Origin of the sequence: Polynucleobacter sp. IMCC30063 (assembly GCF_021395235.1) — a bacterium.
In the GTDB taxonomy this organism is placed as follows: domain Bacteria; phylum Pseudomonadota; class Gammaproteobacteria; order Burkholderiales; family Burkholderiaceae; genus Polynucleobacter.
The window spans coordinates 319,725-342,951 of the sequence record NZ_JAJVCQ010000002.1 but is presented as its reverse complement, the minus strand read 5'-3'; the positions used below and the strand labels follow the sequence as shown (position 1 = coordinate 342,951).

Sequence of the window (23,227 nt, the reverse complement as noted above, 5' to 3'; positions counted from 1 at the left end):
TTTCATCTTAAAATATTTTTTAGCTTGCCTTAGGCACTACAGCAGCAATCTGTTCAGCGCTACTTTGCGCCAGAGAAGCATCTTGCGCCTCCACCATGACCCGTAAAACCGGCTCGGTACCCGAGGGGCGGATTAAAACTCGCCCACGCTGACCCAAGGCAGCCTCAGTTGCAGCAATCTTCGCCTGTAGTTGCGTATCGTCTTGCCAGCGGTAATTGGCTGGGGTGCGAATATTGATCAGTACCTGCGGAAAAATTGATACTGCACTCAGTAATTGAGCCAAGCTTTGTTTCTTTTGCCGCATCGCTGCCAAAACCTGCAAAGCTGCAATCGTGCCATCGCCAGTAGTATGGTGGTCTAAACAGAGCAAATGGCCCGAACCTTCCCCGCCTAAGAGCCATTTTTTTTGTTTTAGCTGCTCTAACACATAACGATCGCCAACTTGCGCTCGCTCAAAATCAAGGCCCAAAGTCCGCAGGGCATTTTCTACGGCTAAGTTTGTCATAAGGGTTCCAACCACCCCACCGACCTGCATACCCCGCTCAAGCCGATCCTTGGCCAAGACATAAAGTAACTCATCGCCATTAAAGAGACGCCCACTAGCATCGACCATTTGCAAGCGATCGGCATCACCATCAAGGGCAATGCCAATATCAGCGCCGGTCTCGCGCACCTTGGCGATTAAAGCAGCCGGTGCAGTCGCGCCACAACGATCATTAATATTGCGACCATTAGGCTCAATGCCAATAGAAATCACTTCTGCGCCTAATTCATGAAAGACATTCGGAGCTACATCGTAAGCAGCACCATTAGCACAGTCGACCACAATTTTCATACCGCGCAAATTCAAATGATTAGGAAAGGTCGACTTACAAAATTCAATATAACGACCAGCTGCATCGCGTAGTCTAAATGCCCTTCCTAAATGCTCTGAGCTAACGCACCCCATCGGCTCTTCTAATAGGGCTTCAATTGCCAATTCAAACTCATCCGATATTTTGTCGCCCTGGGCAGAGAAAAATTTAATGCCATTATCTTGATAAAGATTATGCGAAGCCGAAATAACAATGCCTGCTGAAAGGCGTAAGGCATTCGTTAAATAGGCAACAGCAGGGGTAGGCATAGGGCCGCATAAACTGACATCGACACCAGCAGCAGAAAAGCCTGCTTCAAGAGCGGCCTCGAGTAAATAACCAGAAATTCGCGTATCTTTACCAATTAAAACGGAACAACGCTCGCCTGGCGCAAGATCACGACTAAGCACCTTGCCAGTAGCATAGCCCAAGCGCATCACAAATTCAGGGACGATAGGAAATTGCCCTACTTCTCCACGAATACCATCGGTACCGAAATATTTCTTTTTCATAGATTGATTATAAAACCCGCGCCGCTTCCCATAAGCGAAGTGCATCAAAGGTTTCTGGTACATCGTGAGTGCGAACCAGCGCTGCGCCCTGCTCAACCGCCATAATCGTCGCAGCAATGCCGGGGGCTAAGCGCTCATGCACTTCCTTGCCGCTAATTTTACCCAGCATCGATTTACGGGAAATGCCCAATAAAACTGGGTACCCTAACTCGGTAAATGAGCCAAATTCGCGTAACATGCGTAAATTATGCTCAAGGCTTTTACCAAAACCAAAGCCAGGATCGAGAATAATTTGCTCGGTACTAACCCCTGCTGCCTCTACTTCTTTGGCCCGTTCTGCTAAAAATAATCTCACATCTGTAACAACATCTAAATATTCAGGATTAAATTGCATGGTTTGCGGGTCGCGTTGCATATGCATTAGCACCACCCCACAGCCCGCTTGATGAACCACTTCTAATGCCCCCGGTTGGCGCAGAGCCCAGACATCGTTTACGCAATCGACACCTAGCTTTAAGGCCTCTAGCATGGTTTGTGGCTTATAGGTATCGATTGATAGGGCGGTGCCACAATCGCGCAATGCTTCAATGATGGGCAGTACCCGCTCAAGCTCAATATCTACTGGCACCGCTTCAGCACCAGGGCGGGTTGATTCGCCACCAATATCAATAATGTCAACGCCACTGGTAATCATATGCTCAGCTTGACGCAAAGCGGCATCACGACTAGCAAAACGCCCCCCATCTGAAAATGAATCGGGTGTCGCATTCAGAATCCCCATGACTAAAGGACGCATGCGTTTCTGCCAGTCAAAAAGAAAACGCCCACAGCGCCAAGCCGTGGGCAGATTTTGCACGTACATTACAGCGTAATTATTTCTTAAGCTGGTGCTGGGGCATTATCAGCTGTAGGACCTGATGCCCCACCAGCTGAGTTTCCAAAAGCGCTGGTAATTGGGGGTGGCTTAGGTGCCCGTGGTGGACGACCTGCCATGATGTCATTAATTTGCTCAGCATCTAAGGTTTCCCATTCCAACAAAGCAACTACCATGGCCTCTACTTTTTCGCGATTTTGCTCCAATATTGCTTTGGCTACACCGTACTGCGTATCGATGAGGGTACGTATTTCAGCATCGACTTTTTGCTGCGTCTCTTCAGAAACCGTTTTCACATTCATGCGCCCAAACATATTGTCTTGTTCGGTATCAACATAGACCATGGTGCCCAAGCTATCGCTCATGCCATAACGCGTCACCATATCACGCGCCAGTTTTGTCGCGCGCTCAAAGTCATTAGAGGCCCCAGTACTCATCGAGTGTAAGAAAACCTCTTCGGCGGCACGGCCACCAAACAAAATAGCCAGCTCTTCCAACATCCGATCTTTATACATATTAATGCGATCAAACTCAGGCAACTGCCAAGTAACGCCTAAAGCCATACCGCGCGGCATGATCGTGACTTTATGCACTGGATCGGCTTTGGGCAAGGTTTTCGCCACCACTGCGTGACCCGATTCGTGATAAGCCGTATTGCGCCGCTCTTCTTCACGCATAACTGCCGATTTACGTTCGGGACCCATATAAATTTTGTCTTTAGCGTCTTCGAAGTCTTGCATATCAACTGAGCGTTTATTACGGCGCGCAGCAAATAAAGCCGACTCATTCACCAGGTTCGCTAAATCGGCACCAGAAAATCCGGGAGTGCCACGCGCAATTACTGCTGCATCGACATCGGGGTTAATCGGTACTTTGCGCATATGTACTTGCAAAATTTGTTCACGGCCCCGAATGTCCGGCAAGCCAACGTGTACTTGGCGATCGAAACGACCTGGACGCAATAAGGCCCGATCGAGCACATCTGAGCGATTAGTCGCAGCAACGACAATTACGCCGCTATTACTCTCAAAGCCATCCATTTCAACTAACATTTGATTGAGGGTTTGTTCGCGCTCATCGTTACCACCGCCCATACCAGCACCACGATGGCGACCAACGGCATCAATTTCATCAATAAAAATAATGCATGGTGAATGTTTTTTAGCGTTATCAAACATATCGCGCACACGCGATGCGCCCACACCAACAAACATTTCCACAAAGTCGGAACCCGAAATCGAAAAGAACGGTACCTTAGCTTCACCAGCAATGGCGCGCGCTAATAAGGTTTTACCTGTACCTGGAGGGCCAACCAATAACACACCATGCGGAATTCGCCCACCCAGTTTTTGAAATTTTTGCGGGTCTTTTAAGAAATCGACTAATTCAGATACTTCTTCTTTGGCCTCATCACAACCCGCCACATCATTAAAGGTCACGGTATTGCTATTTTCATCAATCAAGCGCGCCTTCGATTTACCGAAAGAAAAGGCACCGCCCTTGCCGCCACCTTGCATTTGGCGCATCATAAAAAACCAAAAACCAATAATCAATAAAGTGGGTCCGAGGTAATACAAAGCAGATACCAATAAATTTGGCTCATCTTCCGCTTTACCGGTTACTTGCACGCCAAACTTCATCAAGTCGCCTACCATCCAAATATCGCCAGGCGAAATAATCGAATACTTAACGCCGTCGCTAGGCGTTACTTGAAGGGTACGGCCTTGTACATCCACGCGTTTAATTTTGCCGCCCTTGGCGTCATCCATAAATTGCGAGTAAGTAACCTGCTCTTGTGAGCGCGGCTTATCAAATTGCTTGAAAACGGTGAATAAAACCAGACCCACAATGAGCCAAACCCCAATTTTCTGGAACATATTGCTATTCAAATGCACACCTTTGCCGAATTAATTCGGGAGTAAAAACCTATAAAACCCCAATAAACACCGTAAACCCCATGAATACCCTATGTATATGATTCTACTACTCCCTATATTCAAGGGCTGAGAACAAATAAATCCAATAAACTACTGTTGTTATTAGGGTTAATCAAGCCCTAAGTCCCTGAGGATATAGCGGCAGGCTTTAAATTTCGACCCAAGAGAAAGGTTTCAGCCGATTTATCTCGCGAGGCCTTAGGCTTTCGAGGGGTTACGGTTTTAAAGACCTTTTTAAAAGCCTCGACAATTTGGCTGTAGCCACTGCCATGAAAGCTTTTAATCAATAGAGCGCCATCGGGCTTTAAGCGTGCCACGGCAAAATCAAGGGCTAATTCAGCCAAATACGCCATGCGGGCAGCATCGGCAACCCCTACCCCTGATAAATTGGGCGCCATATCAGACAGTACCAAGTCAACCTTGCTATCCACTCCCCCCGGTAGCAAAGCAGTAACGGCAGCAATTCCCGCGTCTTCACGAAAATCTCCTTCGATAAAACTAACATCAGCAATGGCTTCCATGGGCAGCAAGTCAATGGCAATGATGCAGCCGTCCGGCTTGCCCGACTCAATTTTGGGATTGCTTTTGCCTAGCTCAACTAAGCGGGTACGTACGTATTGAGACCAGCTGCCTGGAGCACTACCTAAATCGATGACCACCATACCTGCTTTAATTAAATGATCTTGCTCGTCAATTTCTTTAAGCTTATATACCGCCCGTGCGCGATAGCCATCTTTTTGGGCCATCTTTACATAGGGATCATTTAAATGATCTTGTAACCAGCTTTTATTAAATTTATTTTTTGCCACGATGGGCTATTTTCGCTGATTTCTTTGTAGCAGTGCAAATGCGTGTAATTTCGAATGCACTATCATCGCAAGCTATGACTAAATTAACCATTACCCCTGCCCAACGCAAATCGCTTAAAGCCAAAGCCCATGATCTTAATCCTGTTGTCATGATTGGCAATGCTGGCTTGAGTGCCAACGTCATCAAAGAAGCGCAATTGGCACTTAAAAGCCATGAGCTGATTAAAATTCGGGTGCTGGGCGATGATCGTGAATTACGTGCCGAGATGTACGCCAAGCTTTGCGACGCTTTGCACGCAGCTCCAGTACAACAGATTGGCAAACTATTCGTAGTCTGGCGCCCCAAACCTACTGCCGCAGAAGATGAAGCTTTTGCACGCTCGGCTAAAAAGACCAAGAAAAAAATTCAAGCCCCACGAACTGCGCTCAAGACAACGCGCAAGACCGCAAGCAAAAAAGTCAGCACGCCACCAAAAACAGTTGGCAAGGGCTCGAAAGCGCCGGTACGTGAATCTAAAATTGGCTGGACTTCGGCAGGCTACACCTCGCGCAAATTAAGCGCGCCAGCACCAAACCCTAAGCGGCGCAAAGTGCGCCAAAGCAGCACTAAGAAAAAATTATTGGGGTAATACAAATGGTTTAGCTGAGTTTATTGGTTTAGCTGAATCTATTCCGCTTTTCCACTCAACCGCCATACCAAGACTAAACCCAAAACACTTTGGCATAAAAATAAAATGCTCGACATGCCATGAAGCCTACTAAATAAAGTAGCTGATGGTGAAAGCATCACTGGCATACCCTGCTGTAAAGCCTGGTCGCGTATCATTTCTAACCAAGGAATGAGAATAAATGTCGCGCATAAAGTACAAATCAGCATGCCTAGTAATAACCAGCGAACGAGACGAAATTGATTCAAGCCGCGATTGATCAGTAAATTGGCAAAAACCAAAAGCCCTACAGATGTCACCAAACTTACATAAGCCTCGACCCGGAAAATTGCGCCAGCCATCATGCCAGCGGCTTGCCGATCAAAGAGTTGGGAAAAAATAGTTGGAGCGACCAAGTAACCGACGGTTAATATACTGCCAACCCATAAATTGCTGAGTATCATGAATAGGCGCCGTGCACCAGCATAGCTTGAATTTACTGGTACCACTTCGACCATCGGCATAGCTGAAATAAATTAAATATACCGTACAGCTAAAATTTCAACTTCGCGATTGCCGCCAGGCGCTTGCACTTTAACCACGTCGCCCTCTTCCTTGCTGATTAAAGCCCGCGCAATAGGTGAGCTAATAGAAATTTTATTGACCGCGATATCAGCCTCATCATCACCCACAATTTGGTAGGTAAACTTCGTGCCATTTTCTAAATCTTCTAAATCGACCGTGGCTCCAAAAACAACTTGCCCATTGACGTCTAAGGTAGCAGGATCAATAATTTGGGCGGCGGCTAATTTACTTTCCAGATCTTGAATCCGACCCTCAATAAAACCTTGCTTTTCTTTTGCGGCATCGTACTCGGCATTTTCAGAAAGATCGCCTTGGGCACGGGCTTCTGAAATTGCGTTAATCACCGCTGGGCGCTCGACGTGCTTCAAGCGCTGCAGCTCTTCTTTCAAAAGTTGCGCGCCAAGCTTAGTTAATGGAATTGTGCTCATAACCCTAATTCTAAGCTATGGCAGTGAGCGGTGTAAATCCTGCAAGGAATAGACCGCTAAAGCATCTTTGCCGCTATCTGAACTCTTACTAAAACTTAATAAACCTTCCATGACAGCTCTAGCTGCGCTAATGGTAGTGTAGTAAGTCACATTATTTGCCTGGGCACTGGTGCGAATCGAGCGAGAATCGGCAATGGCGGTACGGGTTTCATCAACGGTAGTAAAGACCAAGGAGATTTCCCCGTTTTTGATCATGTCAACAATATGGGGTCGACCATCTTTAACCTTATTCACCATCCGCACAGGTAATCCAGCAGCCGTAATTGCTGCGGCAGTACCTTTGGTCGCCACCATGGGAAAGCCTAATTCATGCAAGATATGGGCCACTTCTACTGCAACTGCCTTATCGCTATCTTTCACAGTCAATACGACCGTGCCACTTTTAGGCAACTTAATACCAGCGCCTAATTGCGATTTAAACAGCGCTTCACCAAAAGTTCGTCCTACCCCCATTACCTCACCAGTAGAACGCATCTCGGGGCCCAAAATAGGGTCAATACCAGGAAATTTATTAAAGGGAAAGACCGCTTCTTTAACTGAGAAGTAAGTTGGAATAACCTCGGCCACAATACCTTGCTGAGCTAATGTTTGACCAACCATACAGCGCGCGGCAATTTTTGCTAATTGCAGCCCTGTGGCCTTCGATACATAGGGAACAGTGCGCGAAGCACGCGGATTCACCTCCAGAACGTAGATGACATCTTTACCAGCTACATTCTGAATCGCAAACTGCACATTCATTAAGCCCACTACATTGAGGCCTTTAGCCATCGCTGCAGTTTGACGTTTTATTTCAGCGACTGTTGAGGGTATTAAGGAGTAAGGCGGTAAAGAGCAGGCGGAGTCACCCGAATGCACTCCAGCTTGTTCAATATGCTCCATCACCGCGCCAATAAAGACTTGCTGCCCATCGCTAATACAATCGACATCGCATTCAATCGCATCATTTAAAAAACGATCTAGTAAAACCGGTGAATCGTGCGAGACCTTCATCGCTTCACGCATATAGCGTTGTAAATCGCGGCCATCATGAACAATTTCCATTGCTCTACCACCCAATACATACGATGGCCGCACCACCAGAGGATAGCCAATTTCTTCAGCTAATATCAAGGCTTCATCTTCAGCGCGCGCGGTTCGATTTGGTGGCTGGAGCAAACCTAGGGTTTGCAACAATTTTTGAAAACGCTCACGATCTTCAGCCGCATCAATCATATCGGGTGAGGTACCAATAATTGGCACGCCGTTCGCCTCTAGGTCTAACGCTAGCTTCAACGGCGTTTGGCCGCCATATTGCACAATGACACCTAGCGGCTTTTCTTTGGCAACAATTTCTAATACGTCTTCTAAAGTAAGCGGTTCAAAGTACAAACGATCGGAAGTATCGTAGTCGGTTGACACGGTTTCAGGATTGCAATTCACCATGATGGTTTCATAGCCATCTTCACGCAAGGCTAGCGCCGCATGCACACAGCAATAATCAAACTCAATCCCTTGGCCAATCCGGTTAGGGCCACCACCTAGCACCATGATCTTGTCACGTTGACTTGGGTTAGCTTCACATTCACCGTGCTCGGCCTCATAGGTAGAATACAAATAAGCAGTATTAGTAGAAAATTCGGCAGCGCAAGTATCGACCCGCTTATAAACTGGCAATACTTTTAAGCGCTGGCGTGCGGCGCGCACCGCAGCAGTATCGACTTGCATTAATCGGGCTAAGCGACGATCAGAAAAGCCTTTTTGCTTTAAGAAACGTAATTCGGCAGCCTTTAGGGAATCAAGCTGGCGCAGCTTGACGTCTGCCTCTAGCTGGATGAGTTCCTCAATTTGTTCTAAAAACCAAGGATCAATTTTAGTTTCGTCATAAATTTCATCAAGGCTCATGCCTAATCGAAAAGCATCGCCCACATACCAAATACGCTCTGGGCCAGGTTCACCAATTTCTTGAATGACCTCCTCTAATTCAGTCGATTTTTCATCGAGTCCGTCGACCCCAACCTCTAAGCCACGTAAGGCTTTTTGAAATGATTCTTGAAAAGTGCGGCCAATTGCCATGACTTCACCAACCGATTTCATTTGCGTCGTTAAGCGTGAATCGGCTTGGGGAAATTTTTCGAAAGCAAAACGGGGAATTTTAGTTACGACGTAATCTAAGGTAGGCTCAAACGATGCTGGCGTAGTGCCACCAGTAATATCATTTTGTAATTCATCTAAGGTGTAACCCACTGCTAACTTGGCAGCAATTTTGGCAATCGGAAAGCCAGTAGCCTTTGAGGCCAAGGCCGAAGAACGCGAGACCCGGGGATTCATTTCAATAACAATCATGCGTCCATCAACCGGGTTAATAGAAAATTGCACGTTCGAACCACCTGTATCAACACCGATTTCTCGTAAGACCGCAATTGAAGCATTACGCATCAATTGATATTCTTTATCCGTTAAAGTTTGCGCTGGGGCAACGGTAATTGAATCACCAGTATGGATGCCCATCGGATCGAGGTTTTCAATCGAGCAAACAATAATGCAGTTATCTGCTCGGTCACGCACCACTTCCATCTCAAACTCTTTCCAACCCAATAATGATTCTTCAATTAATAATTCATTAGTGGGTGATAGCTCGAGACCACGCTTACAAATTTCTTCAAATTCCTCGCGGTTATAAGCAATACCGCCGCCAGAACCACCCATCGTAAATGAAGGACGAATGACTACTGGAAAACCGGCACTATGGGTTTCAGTTTGAAGGCGTTGTTGCACTGCTAAGGCTTCTTCCATGGTATGGGCAATGCCTGATTTAGCCGAGCCTAGGCCAATTTTCGTCATGGCATTTTTAAACTTCTGCCGATCTTCTGCTTTATCAATCGCTTCGGGAGAGGCGCCAATGAGTTCGCAACCATATTTTTCTAAAACCCCGTGACGATGCAAATCAAGTGCGCAATTTAAGGCAGTTTGGCCGCCCATTGTTGGCAAAATGGCATCGGGCTTTTCTAGCGCAATAATGCGCTCAACTACTTCCCAGGTAATGGGTTCAATGTAAGTTACATCGGCCATATCGGGATCGGTCATGATGGTCGCAGGATTACTATTAACCAAAATAACTTTGTAACCTTCATCACGCAAAGCTTTGCAAGCTTGCGCACCAGAGTAATCAAACTCACACGCTTGACCAATCACAATCGGACCAGCGCCAATAATTAAGATACTTTTTAAATCGCTACGCTTAGGCACGGGTAACCTCCTGCTGCTTAGGAGCTTGCATTAAATCTATAAAGCGATCAAACAAGTAAGCAATGTCATGGGGTCCGGGCGATGCTTCAGGGTGACCTTGGAAGCAAAAGGCCGGCTTATCTTTCCAAGCTAAGCCTTGCAATGAACCATCAAATAAAGACACGTGAGTAATGCGCACATTAGCTGGTAAGGTTTTTGCATCAACTGCAAAGCCGTGGTTTTGTGAAGTTATGGCAACCTTGCCACTCTCGAGATCTTTAACGGGATGATTTGCACCATGATGACCAAATTTCATTTTGAGGGTTTTGGCCCCCGCCGCTAAACCCATGATTTGATGCCCCAAACAAATACCAAAGGTAGGAATTCCAGCGTCGATAATGGTCTTGGCAGCTGTAATGGCGTAATCGCATGGCTCGGGATCACCTGGGCCATTCGATAAAAATACGCCATCTGGTTTCATCGCCATCACTTCAGCGGCACTCGTTTTAGCTGGCACTATCGTTAATAAGCAGCCGCGCTCAGTTAGCATTCTTAAGATATTACGTTTCACACCAAAGTCGTAGGCCACGACATGTTTTAATTTGCCTATATTTTTTGGAGGTTTATCTTCATCAAGCAGCCGATAGGCTGGCTTACCAATGGGGCCATGCAATTCCCATTCACCTTCACGCCATTCATAGGCATATGGAGTGGTAACCACTTGCGCTAAGTCGAGACCAGCCATACCTGCAAACGATTTTGCTAACTGCAAAGCTTGTTTACTTAACTCCGCCACATTATCGCCAATACGACCGGCCACGATGGCGCCTGACTGTGCACCCTTATCGCGCAATAATCGCGTTAACTTACGGGTATCGATACCAGCAATACCCGGAACCTTGGCCTCTTGCAAATAATGTTCCAAACTATCTTCAGCACGGAAATTCGAAACCCGCCGCGATAAATCTTTCACTATTAAACCTGCTGCGTAAACCTGCGCCGATTCTGCATCTTGCGCATTCACCCCCACATTACCAATGTGTGGATAAGTTAAGGTAACAATTTGCCTTGCGTAACTGGGATCAGTCAAGATTTCTTGGTAACCTGTCATGGCGGTATTAAAAACAACTTCACCAGAAGTTTCACCAGGGGCGCCAATACTGTAACCAGCAAAAACGCTGCCATCTGCGAGCGCCAGTACCGCGGGAGGAAAAGAAGGAAGTAAGGGTGACAAAAATTCTCCAATCCCTACTGCCATCCGACCCTGCTCGCCCCAAAAGACCTACCCGGGACAATTTGCGGGAGGTGAGTGTCTTTAAGCGCTAGGGTAATTTATGAGTTACGAACCCCACTATCATACCAGCTTGCCTACAGACTAGCCGCGCTTTTGCTCAATCACTTCTTTAATATGCGCCAAAACCGCTTGGTCTTCCATAGTGCTGATGTCGCCAGGATCGCGCCCTTCAGCCACTGCTTGTAAAGCACGTCGCACAATTTTTCCTGACCGCGTTTTGGGTAAAGCATGAACGATGTAGACTCTTGCTGGGCGAGCAACGGCGCCTAACTGGGAATCCACTGTTTTCATCAGTTCGGCTTCTAAAGTAGCAGTTTGTGAAGCATCCTTCGGAATAGCAAAGCCAATCGCAACTTGGCCCTTCAATTGATCAGCAATACCAACTACGGCAACCTCGGCTAAATTCGGGTGACTAGACAAACTTTCTTCAATTTCACGTGTTCCTAATCGATGGCCAGCCACATTAATTACATCATCGGTACGCCCAAGAATAAAAAAGTAACCATCACTATCTTTAATACCCCAATCGAAGGTCGAATAAATTAACTTGCCAGGAATTGATTCCCAATAGGTCTTCACATAACGCGCATCATCTCCCCAAATCGTTTGCATACAACCCGGTGGTAAGGGGCCCTCAATAGCAATTACGCCTTTGGCGTCGGCGCCTAACTCAGCGCCAGTAGCATCATCGAGCAATTTCATGTTGTACCCAAAGGAAGGTAAGCCAGGCGAACCAAATTTATGGGGCATGACCTCAACTCCACTTTGAATTGCCAAAATAGGCCAGCCGGTTTCGGTCTGCCAATAGTTATCTACTACGGGTTTATTAATGGCGCCATGAATCCAATTCGCAGTGGGTTCATCAAGTGGTTCACCAGCCAAAAATAAATAGCGCAAGCTCGACAAGTCATATTTGCTTAAAAAACTAGGGTCTTGTTTCTTCAGCACGCGCACTGCCGTTGGCGCAGAGAACATCACCGAGACTTTATATTTTTCAACTAAACTCCACCAAATTCCTGCATCGGGTCGTAACGGCGTGCCTTCATACATGATGGTCGCCATACCGTTTAAAAGTGGTGCATAAATAATGTAGCTATGCCCTACTACCCAGCCAATATCCGATGTAGTAAACATCGTCTCACCTGGCTTGCCACAAAAAATATGCTGCATGCTCGCTGTAAGGGCCACGGCATAACCACCCGTATCGCGCTGCACGCCTTTCGGTTTTCCAGTTGTGCCAGAGGTATATAAAATATAGGAGGGATGCGTGGCATCAACCCATTCCACGGGAACTTGTGCAGCGATGTTTTTTTCCCGCTCGGCAGCGTAATCTAAATCGCGCCCCGCTACAGCTGTGTATGGAGTCAACCCCCGATTCACAATGAGCACCTTGGCTGGCTTTGATACAGCTAAAGCAATCGCCTCATCTAATAAAGGCTTGTAAGGTACGCCTTTACCCATGCGCATGCCAGCCTCAGCTGAAATAATCATTTGGGGTTGCGCATCATCAATTCGCGCTGCCAAGCTATGTGAGGCAAAACCCCCAAAGACCACTGAGTGAATTGCCCCAATTCGCGCGCAAGCCAGCATGGCAAAACAGGCTTCCGCAATCATCGGCATATAAATTAAAACGCGATCGCCTTTATTTACCCCATTAGTTTTTAAAATTGCTGCCATGCGATTCACTTCCGCATGCAACTCTTGAAAGGTGTAAGTTTTTTCTTGGTTGGTTTCGGTGGAAACTGCCACCAAAGCAATTTGGTCGCCACGTTGCGCTAAATGCCGATCGACTGCGTTGTAACAAAGATTGGTTAAGCCGCCCGCGAACCATTTACTAAAGGGCGGATTGGAATAATCCAAGACTTGATTAAACGGCTTTTCCCAATGAATAAGCTTGGCCTGCTCTCCCCAAAATTGAATTGGATCAGTAATTGAAGCTTGATGCACAGTTTTATAAGAAGTGTGTTGCTTGCTTGCCTGCACCATAGTAGTTCCGACCCCATTACGTTAGTTTTTAACAGTTACCTTGCCACTGCTAGTTGTCGCAGTTAAGGGCTTATTGGGTATATTTTTCGCAGATTTCGCTGTCTCTGTCGATGGGGATTTACGCTTAGTTGCCCCGTTTTGCGAGGCCGCCTTAGAATGCGTACCCGCTTTTTTGGGTTTTGGGGGTGGTGGCGGCTTTTCTAGGCTCAGACTTGCATTTTCAGCTAAATTCACAGAAATATCGCTGGTTTTATTGGCCAACTTTGGAACTAAAACCGTCGACCCCCCTTTAATGCGCATGCCCTTTGGAATGCCGTTTACCTCACGTAATTGCGTCACATCCACTCCAAGGGTCTTCGCAACTTGCTCGGGTGATTCTGATTTTGAAATAGTGACAGCCGTCCAAGATGCTAATGGTTTTTGATATTGTTTTAAATTCGCTTGAAAAATTTCAGCGCGACTAAACGGTAATAAAATTTGTTGATTAGCGGCGCTTAAAATAACTGGCTTATTAAATGAGGGATTTAAATTTAAAAACTCCTCAAGCGGCATCTCGGCTAAATTTGCCGCGAGTTTGACATCAATATCGCGAGTAACATCCACGGCCACAAAATACGGATGATTCTCTAATTGCGGCAAAACAATGCCATAGGCTTCTGGCTGCATCACAATATTGCGGTAGGCCATGAGTTTAGGTACATAGTTGCGCGTTTCATTCGGCATACTTAAATCGCTGTAGCCAATGGGTAAGCCCGCTGCCTGATTTTTACGAATTGCGCGTTGCACATTACCTTCGCCCCAGTTGTACGCAGCTAAAGCCAGTTGCCAATCGCCAAATTGTTTATATAAGCGCTGCAAATAATCTAGAGCGGCGTCAGTAGACTGCAATACATCGCGCCGTTCATCCCGAAATACATTTTGGGTTAACTTAAAGTCTTTGCCTGTTTTAGGCATGAACTGCCATATACCCGAGGCCTTAGCAACGGACTTAGCCTGCGGATTAAACGCGCTTTCCACAAAAGGTAAGAGGGCTAACTCTGTAGGCATGCCCCGTAAATTAACCTCTTGCACGATATAAAACAAATACCGCGATGAACGTGCCATTGAGCGCTGTACATAATCAGGGCGTGCCGCAAGCCAAACTGTTTGCTGAATGACTAATGGGCTTTCGAGCTCGGGCATTTGAAAGCCATTACGAATATGAATCCACAAATTATTACTAGGTGCCTCTAAACTACTAACCGACTGTTCATTTAAATTAATGCGCGGGGCTTTTGCAGCGCGCGGGTCTTTAGAAATTGCGCCTGTGGGCGTGTCAGAACTCCATTGGGGCCCTGTTGCACAGCCCCCCAAGGCTAGGGCAGCAAGGATTGCTAGCCCGTATAACTGTAAGCTATAGCCCGTTGCACTGCGCACTAAAACTGATCTTTCCAAGCACGAATCGCTGCTAACACAGTTGCCGGGCTTTTTAGAGCGGGTTGCTGAGCAATCTTGCATGCTGCAGCGATAACATCCGCTTGATCACAACGCATAAAAGGATTAGTTTTCATTTCTTGCGCAATGGTTGTTGGTACGGTGGGTAAATGTGCTGCTCGTAAGCCCTCTGCCCGTTTGGCCCAAGTAATTAAATCAACGTTATGCGGTTCAACTGCCAAAGCAAAACGGATATTCGAAAGGGTGTATTCATGGGTACAGTACACCAAGGTGTTGCCTGGTAAGGCAGCAAATTTTGCTAAAGATGTCTGCATTTGTGTGGGTGTGCCTTCAAATAAACGACCACAACCAGAAGCAAATAAAGTATCGCCACAAAATAGCCGTGGCGGCTCTGCTCCCTGCTGCGCATCCTCGCTGGCCTCTTGAACTTGTATTGCGGGGGCAAAGTAGGCAATATGCCCCAAGGTATGACCAGGCACCTCGAGAACCTGAAAATGAATCGCAGGTGCAGCGATGGCAAACTCATCCCCCTGCATTAAAGCGTGGGTTCGTTCAGCAATCACTTCTGCCGCAGGCCCATAAACTGGTAAAGCGTCGCCATTGGGAGTGGCACTTAATAAATCGGCAATCCCGCCGATATGATCAGCGTGATAATGAGTGATCAAAATTCCGCTTAACTGCAACCGATTTTTTTGCAGATATTGAATAACGGGGGCCGCATCACCCGGATCAATAATCAGTGCACTATGACCATCGTGAATGCACCAGATATAGTTATCACTAAAGGCAGGAATCGGCCAAACTTGCAATGCTGTACTCTTGACCATGAGACGAAAACCTCGGATACAAACAAGACCTAATGATATCAACTCCCCCACCCTCCGCGGCGCATGACGCCCCACCGTGGTCTTCATGGGAACAATGGCTAAACTCGCCACCGGGCCAATATGTCTTAGCTTGGGAAGAAAAACGCTTCGCAGCCGCCGTGGGTGATGTCTTTGGCTTTCATGCTTTGCAAATTGGCTTACCCCAGCTCGACGGCTTAAACGCCAATCGGATGCCCTTGCATGTGCTCTCTGTTAGCCCTGGTGAGGTTGGCATCAAAGCGCAGAGCCAAGAGTGGCATATCGTCGAGGGTTTACCTACCGAACTCCCATTTGCTAGTCAAAGTATTGATTTAGTGCTGCTGCCCCATGTGTTGGAATTTGCGGCCGATCCCCACCAAATTTTGCGGGAAGTCGATCGTATTTTGCTACCCGAAGGCCGGGTGATTATTTCAGGATTTAATCCAGCCAGCATTTGGGGTGTCAGGCAATATTTAAGCCATTTATTTGGCACACCCTATTTACCACGAACCGGGCAATTTATTAGTCTGCTACGCCTGAAAGATTGGCTAAAATTACTGGATTATTCAGTTGATCGAGGTCATTTTGGCTGTTATAAATTTCCCTTACAAAGTTCCGCCGGCATGACAAGAATGGATTTTTTAGAACCGATGGGGAATCGCTGGTGGCCTATTTTTGGGGCCGTCTTTTTGATTTCAGCTATTAAGCGAACTCCTGGCATGCATCTGCTTGGGCGCATTCCCGCCAAACGACTTAAAGCCCTTACCCAACTTACCCCCGCTGTCGAGCAGCACGCAAGGCCACCAGGGAATGAATAAAAAAACCGCTTTACCGCACATTACGATTTATACCGATGGCGCCTGCAAAGGCAATCCTGGTCCAGGTGGTTGGGGCGCAGTTTTACGCTCAGGGCACCATGAAAAGCAATTGCATGGCGGGGCTTTGCTCACTACCAATAATCGCATGGAAATTAGCGCCGTTATTTATGCGCTACGGGCCCTCAAACAAGCTAGTTCGGTTGCCCTTTATACCGACTCTCAATACGTGCAAAAAGGGGTTACAGAGTGGCTAGATGGGTGGAAAGCCCGAAATTGGCGCACTGCCGCAAAAGCCCCAGTAAAAAATGCCGATTTATGGCAAGAACTCGATTCTTTATTGCCAGAACACACCATTTCATGGCATTGGGTGCGGGGCCATAACGGCGACCCAGGCAATGAGCTGGCCGATCAATTGGCCAATCGCGGGGTTGAAGAATTTTTACCCTAGTCAGCCCGGAAACCACGATCTTCAGTAAATTCCAGCTTATGCGAAAATGTGGCGAACACTTGCTGGATAGAAAAAATAGGCACTGCAATAATTCAATTTGCCTTTACCTTTAACCAAGATATAAATTTAAAAACTGTGCTGCAAAAAAACTGGCTTTCCTCCACATTAGATGCTTTAGGCAAACGCACTAAAAAAACAGCCTGCGCAGTTTGGCAAAGTATTCAAGCGCTGCTGGCTCGCCCCACTGCTCAAGTACTGCTCGCGCGGTTTAAAAAAATTAATCTGGCTAGTGTCAAGGCATTTATTCGTCAATACAAATGGCGTCTTATTGCCTTGTTGATTTTGATTTACGTAGGCTCAAAAGCCTATACCTATTTCTTTCCGCCAGCAGATAAAGTAGGTGGACCACAAACCATTACCTCGGTTATTGTGCAAGCTAAAAATGTACCCTTGGTAATTGAAGCAACCGGCACCATTGTGGCAAACAGTATTGTCGATATTCGCCCCATGGTTACCAATACGGTAAGCAAAATTTTCATTAAAGATGGCCAAGAAGTGAAACAGGGTGACTTATTATTTTTGCTCGATGATCGTGTAGATAAAGCAAACTATGAAAAACTGAAGTCGCTCGCAGATGATGCGCAAAAACAATATTTACGCGCTAAAGAGCTAATGGATAAAAACTTTATCTCTAAAGCGGGGCTCGATACCTCTCTAGCCAATGCAAGATCGGCTCAAGCTGCTGCTAACGCATCACAAGTGCAGCTCTCGTTCGACTCGATTCGCGCTCCCATTAGTGGGCGCACCGGCATTATTAATGTTTTTCCAGGCTCATTGGTACAAGCCAGTAACACCGTAATCACTGCGACCAGCTCAACTGCCACTACCACCACTGGAGCCATGGTTACCATCACTCAACTTAACCCCATCAATGTGCAGTTTGTGATTTCGGAAAAAGACATTCCCATTATTCTAGAAACTCAAAGCGCGGGAACCCCTATGCAGGTTACAGTCACTGTAGGAGACTCAAGCAACAAAAGTTATGTCGGTAACGTTTTAGTGGTTGATAACCAAGTCGATCCTGTCATCGCAGCGGTACGTGTGAAGGCGCAAATCCCTAATGAAAAAGGGATCCTATTGCCAGGAGAATTTGCCCGTGTGAAGCTCAATGCTGGCGAACTGAAAGATGCATTAGTCGTACCTTCCCAAGCGATCATTATTAGCCCTAAAGGTCGCATTGTGTATATCGTTGAAGCCGGTGATAAAGTGGCTGTTAAACCCATTTCTGTGGTTTATGAATATCAAGGCCAGTCAGTTATTACTGGCGTTGCGCCCGGCAGCCGAGTGGTAGTTGAAGGCAAACAAAATTTACGTCCGGGCACCAAAATTCGTGAAGCTACACCAGCTACTGGCTCTACTCCAGTAAAAAGTGCTGCGCCTACCACAACCCCTGCCGCGCCTGTCGCCGCACCTGCTGCCGCTAAATGACACTTTCCGAGTTATGCATCCGCCGGCCAGTCATGACCGTCTTGCTATCCGTGGCTATCGTAATCGCTGGCGTCATTGCCTATTTCAAAATTCCAGTCGCAGCGTTGCCGAGTTTTAATACCCCCATTATTTCTGTCAGCGGCACCTTGCCAGGTGCTTCGCCAGAAAATATGGCTTCTTCAGTCGCGCTACCCTTAGAAAAAGAATTTTCAACGATTGACGGCATTAAAGTCATTAGCTCCAGTAATTTCTTAGGTGTTACGAACATTACCCTAGAATTTAATAACAACCGCGATATCGATAAAGCCGCTGTCGATGTGCAAGCTGCCCTACTACGCGCACAAAAACGCTTGCCAATTGAAATGACGGTGCCGCCCTCCTATCGCAAAATTAATCCTGCCGATACCCCCGTCATCGTCGTGCGTATGAGTTCACCTTCAATGAACCTTGCTGAGCTGAATGATTACGCTGAAAACTTACTTTCGCCCACAATCTCAACGATTACTGGGGTGGCACAAGTCTTAGTCTATGGAGCGAAACGCTATGCCATTCGAGTACTTGCTCGTCCTGATGCCTTAGCTAGCCGCAACCTTACCTTAGATGAAATCGCAATCGCTATAAATAAAGCAAACTCAAATAGTCCAGTGGGTGTTCTTGATGGTCCGCGTCAAGGTATTACGATTTATGCAAATGAGCAAATGCTCAAGCCCGAGCAATTTGCCAATTTAGTAGTTGCCCAACGGAATGGCCTACCGGTGTACTTAAAAGATGTAGCCAATGTCTTGCAAAGTTATGAAGATATTAAAACCTGGGCTACTGCCGATGGTGAGCGCTCGATTGCAATTGCAGTTTTACGGCAACCTAATGCCAACACAGTTGAAGTTGTTGACGCAGTAAAAAAACTGCTGCCCCAATTTCAACAACAGATGCCCGCTTCAATTAAGTTGCAATTATTAAACGATCGCTCGCTCTCAATTAAAGACTCAATTCACGATGTCAACCTCACCTTAGGCCTGACTATTTTTCTCGTGGTGTTGGTCATCTTTCTCTTCCTAAAGCACCTTTCTGCCACAATTATTCCGTCGATTAGCATGCCAATTTCACTCATTGGCGCTTTCTTTTTGCTTTATATATTAGGCTATAGCCTAGATAATATCTCGCTCCTTGGTATTACCTTAGCAGTGGGGCTCGTAGTCGACGATGCTATTGTGGTACTAGAAAATATCATGCGTTATGTTGAGAAAGGCATGGATCCTCTAAAGGCGGCACTCATTGGTAGCAAAGAAGTGGGCTTCACTATTATCTCAATCTCGATTTCTCTAGTGGCCGTATTTATTCCCCTATTCTTTATGCCAGGCCCCATTGGACTGTTATTTAATGAGTTTGCAATTGTAGTGACCTTATCCATTTTAGTTTCCGCCCTAGTGTCGTTAACTGTAGTGCCCATGCTTTGTAGTCGCTTTTTACCAAAACCAGGTGAGCACTCCATCGACAATGCCTTGTTGAGGCAATTTGACAGAATATTTGCATGGACGTTGAAGACCTACTTGCATTACCTTGATTTAGCATTACATCATCGTAAAATCGTCTTGTGGGGAGCGATCTCGACCTTTGTTATTACGGTGCTCTTATTTATGTATAGCCCTACTGGCTTTTTTCCTGAAGAAGATATTAGCCAAATTACCGCTACAACCGAAGCGGCAGAAGATATTTCTTTTACTGCCATGTTAGATTTACAAGATCGTGCTGCAGAAATTGTGCGCAAAGATCCCAATGTAGAGAGCTCAATTTCAATCATTGGTGGCGGCCTGAGTACTGGCACAAATACAGGACGCTTCTTAATTATCTTAAAACCAAAGGGTGACCGCCTCCCAATGCCTCAAGTACTTGAGGGCCTCAGAAATCAGTTTAAGCAATTACCTGGTTTAAATATTTATATGCGGCCGGTTCAAAATTTACAATTGGGTGGTCGCGTTAGTAAAAGTCGCTATCAATTCACCCTACAAAGTGTTGGGTTTGAGGGGGTTAACCAGTGGGCCGAAAAGTTACTTGAAAAAATGCGTAGTAATCCGATGTTTCGCGATGTTACTACTGACTCGCAATTAAAAGGACTCAATGTTCAAATTGACATTGATCGTGAAAAAGCAGCAGGGGCTGGAGTCAATATTGCTGATATTCGTACTGCGCTGTATAGCGCCTTTGGTCAACGACAAATCTCCACAATTTACAGCAGCGTCAACACCTACTACGTAATTCTTGAAGCTGCGCCCGAAGATCGCCAGTTTGAAACGGACCTCAATAAAATATTTGTGCGCGGGCGTGCTACCGATAAACTCATTCCACTTTCAAGTCTTGCTAGTTTTAAACGTACTATAGGCCCTACTGCAGTAAACCATCAGGGACAAATTCCGGCAGTCACGATTTCATTTAACTTGGCACCAAATATATTCTTAGGTGATGCGACCGATCAAATCGAAAAATACGTGAAAGCCATTGAATTGCCACCTTCTATTATTACGAGTTATGGCGGCGACGCCGCAGTTTTTAAAAATAATCAATCGGGACAAATCATTTTAATTTTGGCGGCGCTGGGGGTTATTTACGTACTACTCGGAGTACTTTATGAAAGCTATATTCATCCCCTCACTATTTTGGCAGGCTTACCCTCTGCAGCGATTGGCGCCTTACTCGCTCTACGCTTGTTTGGCTTTGAGCTAACGGTGATAGCTTCGATTGGTATCTTGCTGCTCATTGGCATTGTGAAGAAAAATGCGATTTTGCTAATTGACTTTGCCCTTGAGGCGCAACGTAACCATGGTATGACCCCCGAGCAAGCGATTCGTGAAGCTTGTGCCTTGCGCTTTCGCCCCATTATGATGACCACCCTAGCTGCTTTAATGGGCGCCTTACCAATTGCCTTTGGTTTAGGTGCTGGTGCAGAATTAAGACAGCCATTAGGCATTTCAGTAGCAGGCGGCCTCATTTTTTCGCAATTTGTTACTTTGATTATTACGCCCGTTATTTATCTTTACCTCGATAAATATGCTGGTACTGGGCCGATGGAAATCCCGCCTGAAGATTTGGTGGCTACTTAATCTTGCGCCAAGTTATTCTCGATACTGAAACTACTGGGTTGAATGCCGCAACTGGCGATCGCATTATTGAAATTGGTTGCGTGGAGCTAATTAATCGCCGCCTTAGTAATCGCACCTTTCATCGCTATATTAATCCTGAGCGTGAAATTGATGCGGGGGCCTATGCGGTTCACGGCCTATCACGTGAATTTCTGGCAGATAAACCCCTCTTTGCCCATATTGCCGATGAATTAATGGAATTTTTGGCTGATGCTGAAGTCATTATTCATAATGCCCCTTTTGATTTAGGTTTTCTAGAAAGTGAATTTAATCGCTTAAAGCGGGCAAGCTTTAAGGCGCAATTGAGCAATGTGATTGATACCTTGGTTGATGCTAGACAAATGTTTCCAGGTAAACGTAATTCACTCGATGCACTCTGTGACCGCTTTGCAATTAGTAACGAGCACCGCACTTTACACGGCGCTCTGTTAGATGCGCAGCTTCTTTCTGAAGTTTATTTAGCGATGACCCGTGGCCAAGAAGACCTCACCATCGATTTAATTGATTACGATAGTAAAACCGATGCTACTGGACAAGCCCGCGCACTACCCACAGACTTAATTGTCTTACAGGCTAGTGCTGCAGATTGCGAAGCACATCAAGTTGTCATGACAGAAATCGCTAAGAGCAATAAAAAGGAGCCCGTCTGGGGCAGCTAAATAATTACCCCCTAGCCCGCAATTAAATTGCTGCGGCTATTGCCTTGCCTAAATCTGCAGTACAAGCCTTACCACCTAAGTCGGGTGTTAATGGGGCATGGTTTGGTCCAGCCGCTAAGACTTTTTCAATTGCTGAGAAAATTGCTTTGCCCGCAGCGGGGTATCCCAAATGATCTAGCATCATCGAACCACTCCAAATTTGACCAATCGGGTTCGCAATATTTTGACCAAAAATATCGGGGGCTGAACCATGAACTGGTTCAAACAATGAGGGATAAAGTCCCTCAGGGTTAATACTTCCCGATGGTGCAACTGCAATCGTGCCAGTGCATGCTGGACCCAAATCAGACAAGATATCGCCAAATAAATTGCTTGCTACGACCACATCAAAGCGATCGGGATTCATCACAAACTGCGCCGTGAGAATATCAATATGATATTTATCCATCCTTACATCAAGGTATTTTTTAGCCATTGCTTCTACTCGCTCATCCCAATATGGCATCGTAATAGCAATACCATTCGACTTCGTTGCCGACGTCAGGTGTTTCTTAGATCGGCTTTGCGCTAGATCAAAGGCAAACTTTAAAATCCGATCGGTTCCAATGCGCGTAAAAACCGATTCTTGTACGACAAATTCGCGCTCGGTATCGGGGAACATTTTGCCGCCCACGCTTGAATATTCACCTTCGGTATTTTCACGCACCACAAAGAAGTCGATATCACCAGGCTTACGGTTGGCCAAAGGACAAGGTACACCGGGCAATAATCGTACGGGGCGTAAATTCACATATTGATCAAAACCCCGTCTAAATTGAATTAAGCTACCCCACAAAGAAAGGTGGTCGGCTAAAATATTAGGCATACCCACCGCACCAAAGAAAATAGCATCGTATTTCATTAAGGTATCAAACCAATCATCGGGCAGCATCTTGCCGTGCTTCAAATAGTAGTCACAACTTGCAAAATCAAAGTGATCAAACTGAAAGTTGATACCAAACTTACTGGCTGCGATCTCTAGGGCTCTAACCCCCTCAGGCATGACTTCCTTGCCAATGCCGTCACCAGGAATAATCGCGATCTTTGGATTTTGAATGATTTTTTGTGCGCTCATAATGATGATTAATTTTAGTAAGGTAGTAAATTAGGGAAGCATTCTTAGAGTAATAACAAATGCGGTGTAGAAATTATTGTTAGGATATTTTAGC

Annotated in this window: 18 protein-coding genes; 6 read left to right on the top strand and 12 right to left on the bottom strand. The window is 46.2% G+C overall.

Translation table 11 applies throughout. From position 1 onward, the window contains the following. Window positions 1-19 precede the first annotated feature (19 nt). The 4 genes from glmM to LZG75_RS06310 all read right to left on the bottom strand — a co-directional run bounded on the left by glmM (window position 20) and on the right by LZG75_RS06310 (window position 4,986). On the bottom strand, window positions 20-1,366 hold the full coding sequence (gene glmM / locus LZG75_RS06325) for a phosphoglucosamine mutase (RefSeq protein ID WP_233936337.1): 1,347 nt from the start codon (window positions 1,364-1,366) through the stop codon (window positions 20-22). A 7-nt stretch (window positions 1,367-1,373) separates the two neighbouring features. Beyond that, a complete protein-coding gene (gene folP / locus LZG75_RS06320; RefSeq protein ID WP_233924026.1) occupies window positions 1,374-2,228 on the bottom strand; it encodes a dihydropteroate synthase in 855 nt (284 codons plus the stop codon). A 17-nt stretch (window positions 2,229-2,245) separates the two neighbouring features. Continuing rightward, on the bottom strand, window positions 2,246-4,129 hold the full coding sequence (gene ftsH / locus LZG75_RS06315) for an ATP-dependent zinc metalloprotease FtsH (RefSeq protein ID WP_233924025.1): 1,884 nt from the start codon (window positions 4,127-4,129) through the stop codon (window positions 2,246-2,248). Between the two features lie 167 nt (window positions 4,130-4,296). After that, window positions 4,297-4,986, bottom strand: coding sequence for an RlmE family RNA methyltransferase (locus tag LZG75_RS06310; RefSeq protein WP_233924024.1), 690 nt, complete (start codon window positions 4,984-4,986; stop codon window positions 4,297-4,299). 74 nt (window positions 4,987-5,060) lie between these two features. Between LZG75_RS06310 and LZG75_RS06305 the strand changes: the two genes are divergently transcribed. Continuing rightward, on the top strand, window positions 5,061-5,615 hold the full coding sequence (locus LZG75_RS06305; RefSeq protein ID WP_233924023.1) for a YhbY family RNA-binding protein: 555 nt from the start codon (window positions 5,061-5,063) through the stop codon (window positions 5,613-5,615). A 38-nt stretch (window positions 5,616-5,653) separates the two neighbouring features. Here the strand turns inward: LZG75_RS06305 and LZG75_RS06300 are convergent, their stop codons facing one another. From LZG75_RS06300 to gloB, 7 genes are all read right to left on the bottom strand, one after another. Further along, window positions 5,654-6,157: a DUF4149 domain-containing protein gene (locus tag LZG75_RS06300; protein ID WP_233924022.1), complete on the bottom strand. Its 504-nt coding sequence runs from the start codon at window positions 6,155-6,157 to the stop codon at window positions 5,654-5,656. A gap of 12 nt (window positions 6,158-6,169) precedes the next feature. Next, window positions 6,170-6,646: a transcription elongation factor GreA gene (gene greA, locus LZG75_RS06295; protein ID WP_233924021.1), complete on the bottom strand. Its 477-nt coding sequence runs from the start codon at window positions 6,644-6,646 to the stop codon at window positions 6,170-6,172. 15 nt (window positions 6,647-6,661) lie between these two features. Beyond that, entirely contained in the window at window positions 6,662-9,934 is a 3,273-nt protein-coding gene (gene carB / locus LZG75_RS06290; RefSeq protein WP_233936333.1) for a carbamoyl-phosphate synthase large subunit, read from the bottom strand. Then, the gene (gene carA, locus LZG75_RS06285) at window positions 9,927-11,147 is read right to left on the bottom strand and encodes a glutamine-hydrolyzing carbamoyl-phosphate synthase small subunit (protein ID WP_233936320.1); all 1,221 of its coding nucleotides are present in this window, start codon (window positions 11,145-11,147) and stop codon (window positions 9,927-9,929) included. The genes carB and carA overlap by 8 nt, the downstream gene beginning before the upstream one ends. Window positions 11,148-11,288: 141 nt before the next feature. After that, window positions 11,289-13,193: a propionate--CoA ligase gene (locus LZG75_RS06280; RefSeq protein ID WP_233924018.1), complete on the bottom strand. Its 1,905-nt coding sequence runs from the start codon at window positions 13,191-13,193 to the stop codon at window positions 11,289-11,291. A gap of 21 nt (window positions 13,194-13,214) precedes the next feature. Further along, window positions 13,215-14,627, bottom strand: a complete 1,413-nt coding sequence (locus tag LZG75_RS06275; RefSeq protein WP_233936312.1) for a transglycosylase SLT domain-containing protein — start codon at window positions 14,625-14,627, stop codon at window positions 13,215-13,217. Then, window positions 14,609-15,454, bottom strand: a complete 846-nt coding sequence (gene gloB / locus LZG75_RS06270) for a hydroxyacylglutathione hydrolase (protein ID WP_233924016.1) — start codon at window positions 15,452-15,454, stop codon at window positions 14,609-14,611. Before gloB ends, LZG75_RS06275 begins: the two co-directional genes overlap by 19 nt. Before the next feature lie 32 nt (window positions 15,455-15,486). Between gloB and LZG75_RS06265 the strand changes: the two genes are divergently transcribed. From LZG75_RS06265 to dnaQ, 5 genes are all read left to right on the top strand, one after another. Continuing rightward, a complete protein-coding gene (locus tag LZG75_RS06265; protein WP_233936303.1) occupies window positions 15,487-16,290 on the top strand; it encodes a class I SAM-dependent methyltransferase in 804 nt (267 codons plus the stop codon). Continuing rightward, window positions 16,283-16,738 carry a ribonuclease HI gene (gene rnhA, locus LZG75_RS06260; RefSeq protein WP_233924014.1) on the top strand — a complete coding sequence of 152 codons (456 nt, stop codon included), beginning with the start codon at window positions 16,283-16,285 and terminating at the stop codon, window positions 16,736-16,738. The genes LZG75_RS06265 and rnhA overlap by 8 nt, the downstream gene beginning before the upstream one ends. Window positions 16,739-16,873: 135 nt before the next feature. Further along, a complete protein-coding gene (locus tag LZG75_RS06255; protein WP_233924013.1) occupies window positions 16,874-18,226 on the top strand; it encodes an efflux RND transporter periplasmic adaptor subunit in 1,353 nt (450 codons plus the stop codon). Beyond that, the gene (locus LZG75_RS06250) at window positions 18,223-21,321 is read left to right on the top strand and encodes an efflux RND transporter permease subunit (protein ID WP_233936301.1); all 3,099 of its coding nucleotides are present in this window, start codon (window positions 18,223-18,225) and stop codon (window positions 21,319-21,321) included. Before LZG75_RS06255 ends, LZG75_RS06250 begins: the two co-directional genes overlap by 4 nt. A 2-nt stretch (window positions 21,322-21,323) precedes the next feature. Beyond that, a complete protein-coding gene (gene dnaQ / locus LZG75_RS06245) occupies window positions 21,324-22,019 on the top strand; it encodes a DNA polymerase III subunit epsilon (RefSeq protein ID WP_233924011.1) in 696 nt (231 codons plus the stop codon). Between the two features lie 22 nt (window positions 22,020-22,041). Here dnaQ and LZG75_RS06240 read toward each other — a convergent pair whose 3' ends face one another. After that, window positions 22,042-23,115 (bottom strand): tartrate dehydrogenase, encoded by a 1,074-nt coding sequence (locus tag LZG75_RS06240; RefSeq protein WP_370635190.1) that lies wholly within the window; start codon window positions 23,113-23,115, stop codon window positions 22,042-22,044. Between the last annotated feature and the right edge of the window lie 112 nt (window positions 23,116-23,227).

Excerpts from the sequence above, each read along its gene's own strand:
- glmM (WP_233936337.1), bottom strand. The coding sequence starts at position 1,366 with ATGAAAAAGAAATATTTCGGTACCGATGGTATTCGTGGAGAAGTAGGG.
- folP (WP_233924026.1), bottom strand. The coding sequence starts at position 2,228 with ATGTACGTGCAAAATCTGCCCACGGCTTGGCGCTGTGGGCGTTTTCTT.
- LZG75_RS06305 (WP_233924023.1), top strand. The coding sequence starts at position 5,061 with ATGACTAAATTAACCATTACCCCTGCCCAACGCAAATCGCTTAAAGCC.
- LZG75_RS06300 (WP_233924022.1), bottom strand. The coding sequence starts at position 6,157 with ATGCCGATGGTCGAAGTGGTACCAGTAAATTCAAGCTATGCTGGTGCA.
- greA (WP_233924021.1), bottom strand. The coding sequence starts at position 6,646 with ATGAGCACAATTCCATTAACTAAGCTTGGCGCGCAACTTTTGAAAGAA.
- LZG75_RS06280 (WP_233924018.1), bottom strand. The coding sequence starts at position 13,193 with ATGGTGCAGGCAAGCAAGCAACACACTTCTTATAAAACTGTGCATCAA.
- gloB (WP_233924016.1), bottom strand. The coding sequence starts at position 15,454 with ATGGTCAAGAGTACAGCATTGCAAGTTTGGCCGATTCCTGCCTTTAGT.
- LZG75_RS06265 (WP_233936303.1), top strand. The coding sequence starts at position 15,487 with ATGATATCAACTCCCCCACCCTCCGCGGCGCATGACGCCCCACCGTGG.
- rnhA (WP_233924014.1), top strand. The coding sequence starts at position 16,283 with ATGAATAAAAAAACCGCTTTACCGCACATTACGATTTATACCGATGGC.
- LZG75_RS06250 (WP_233936301.1), top strand. The coding sequence starts at position 18,223 with ATGACACTTTCCGAGTTATGCATCCGCCGGCCAGTCATGACCGTCTTG.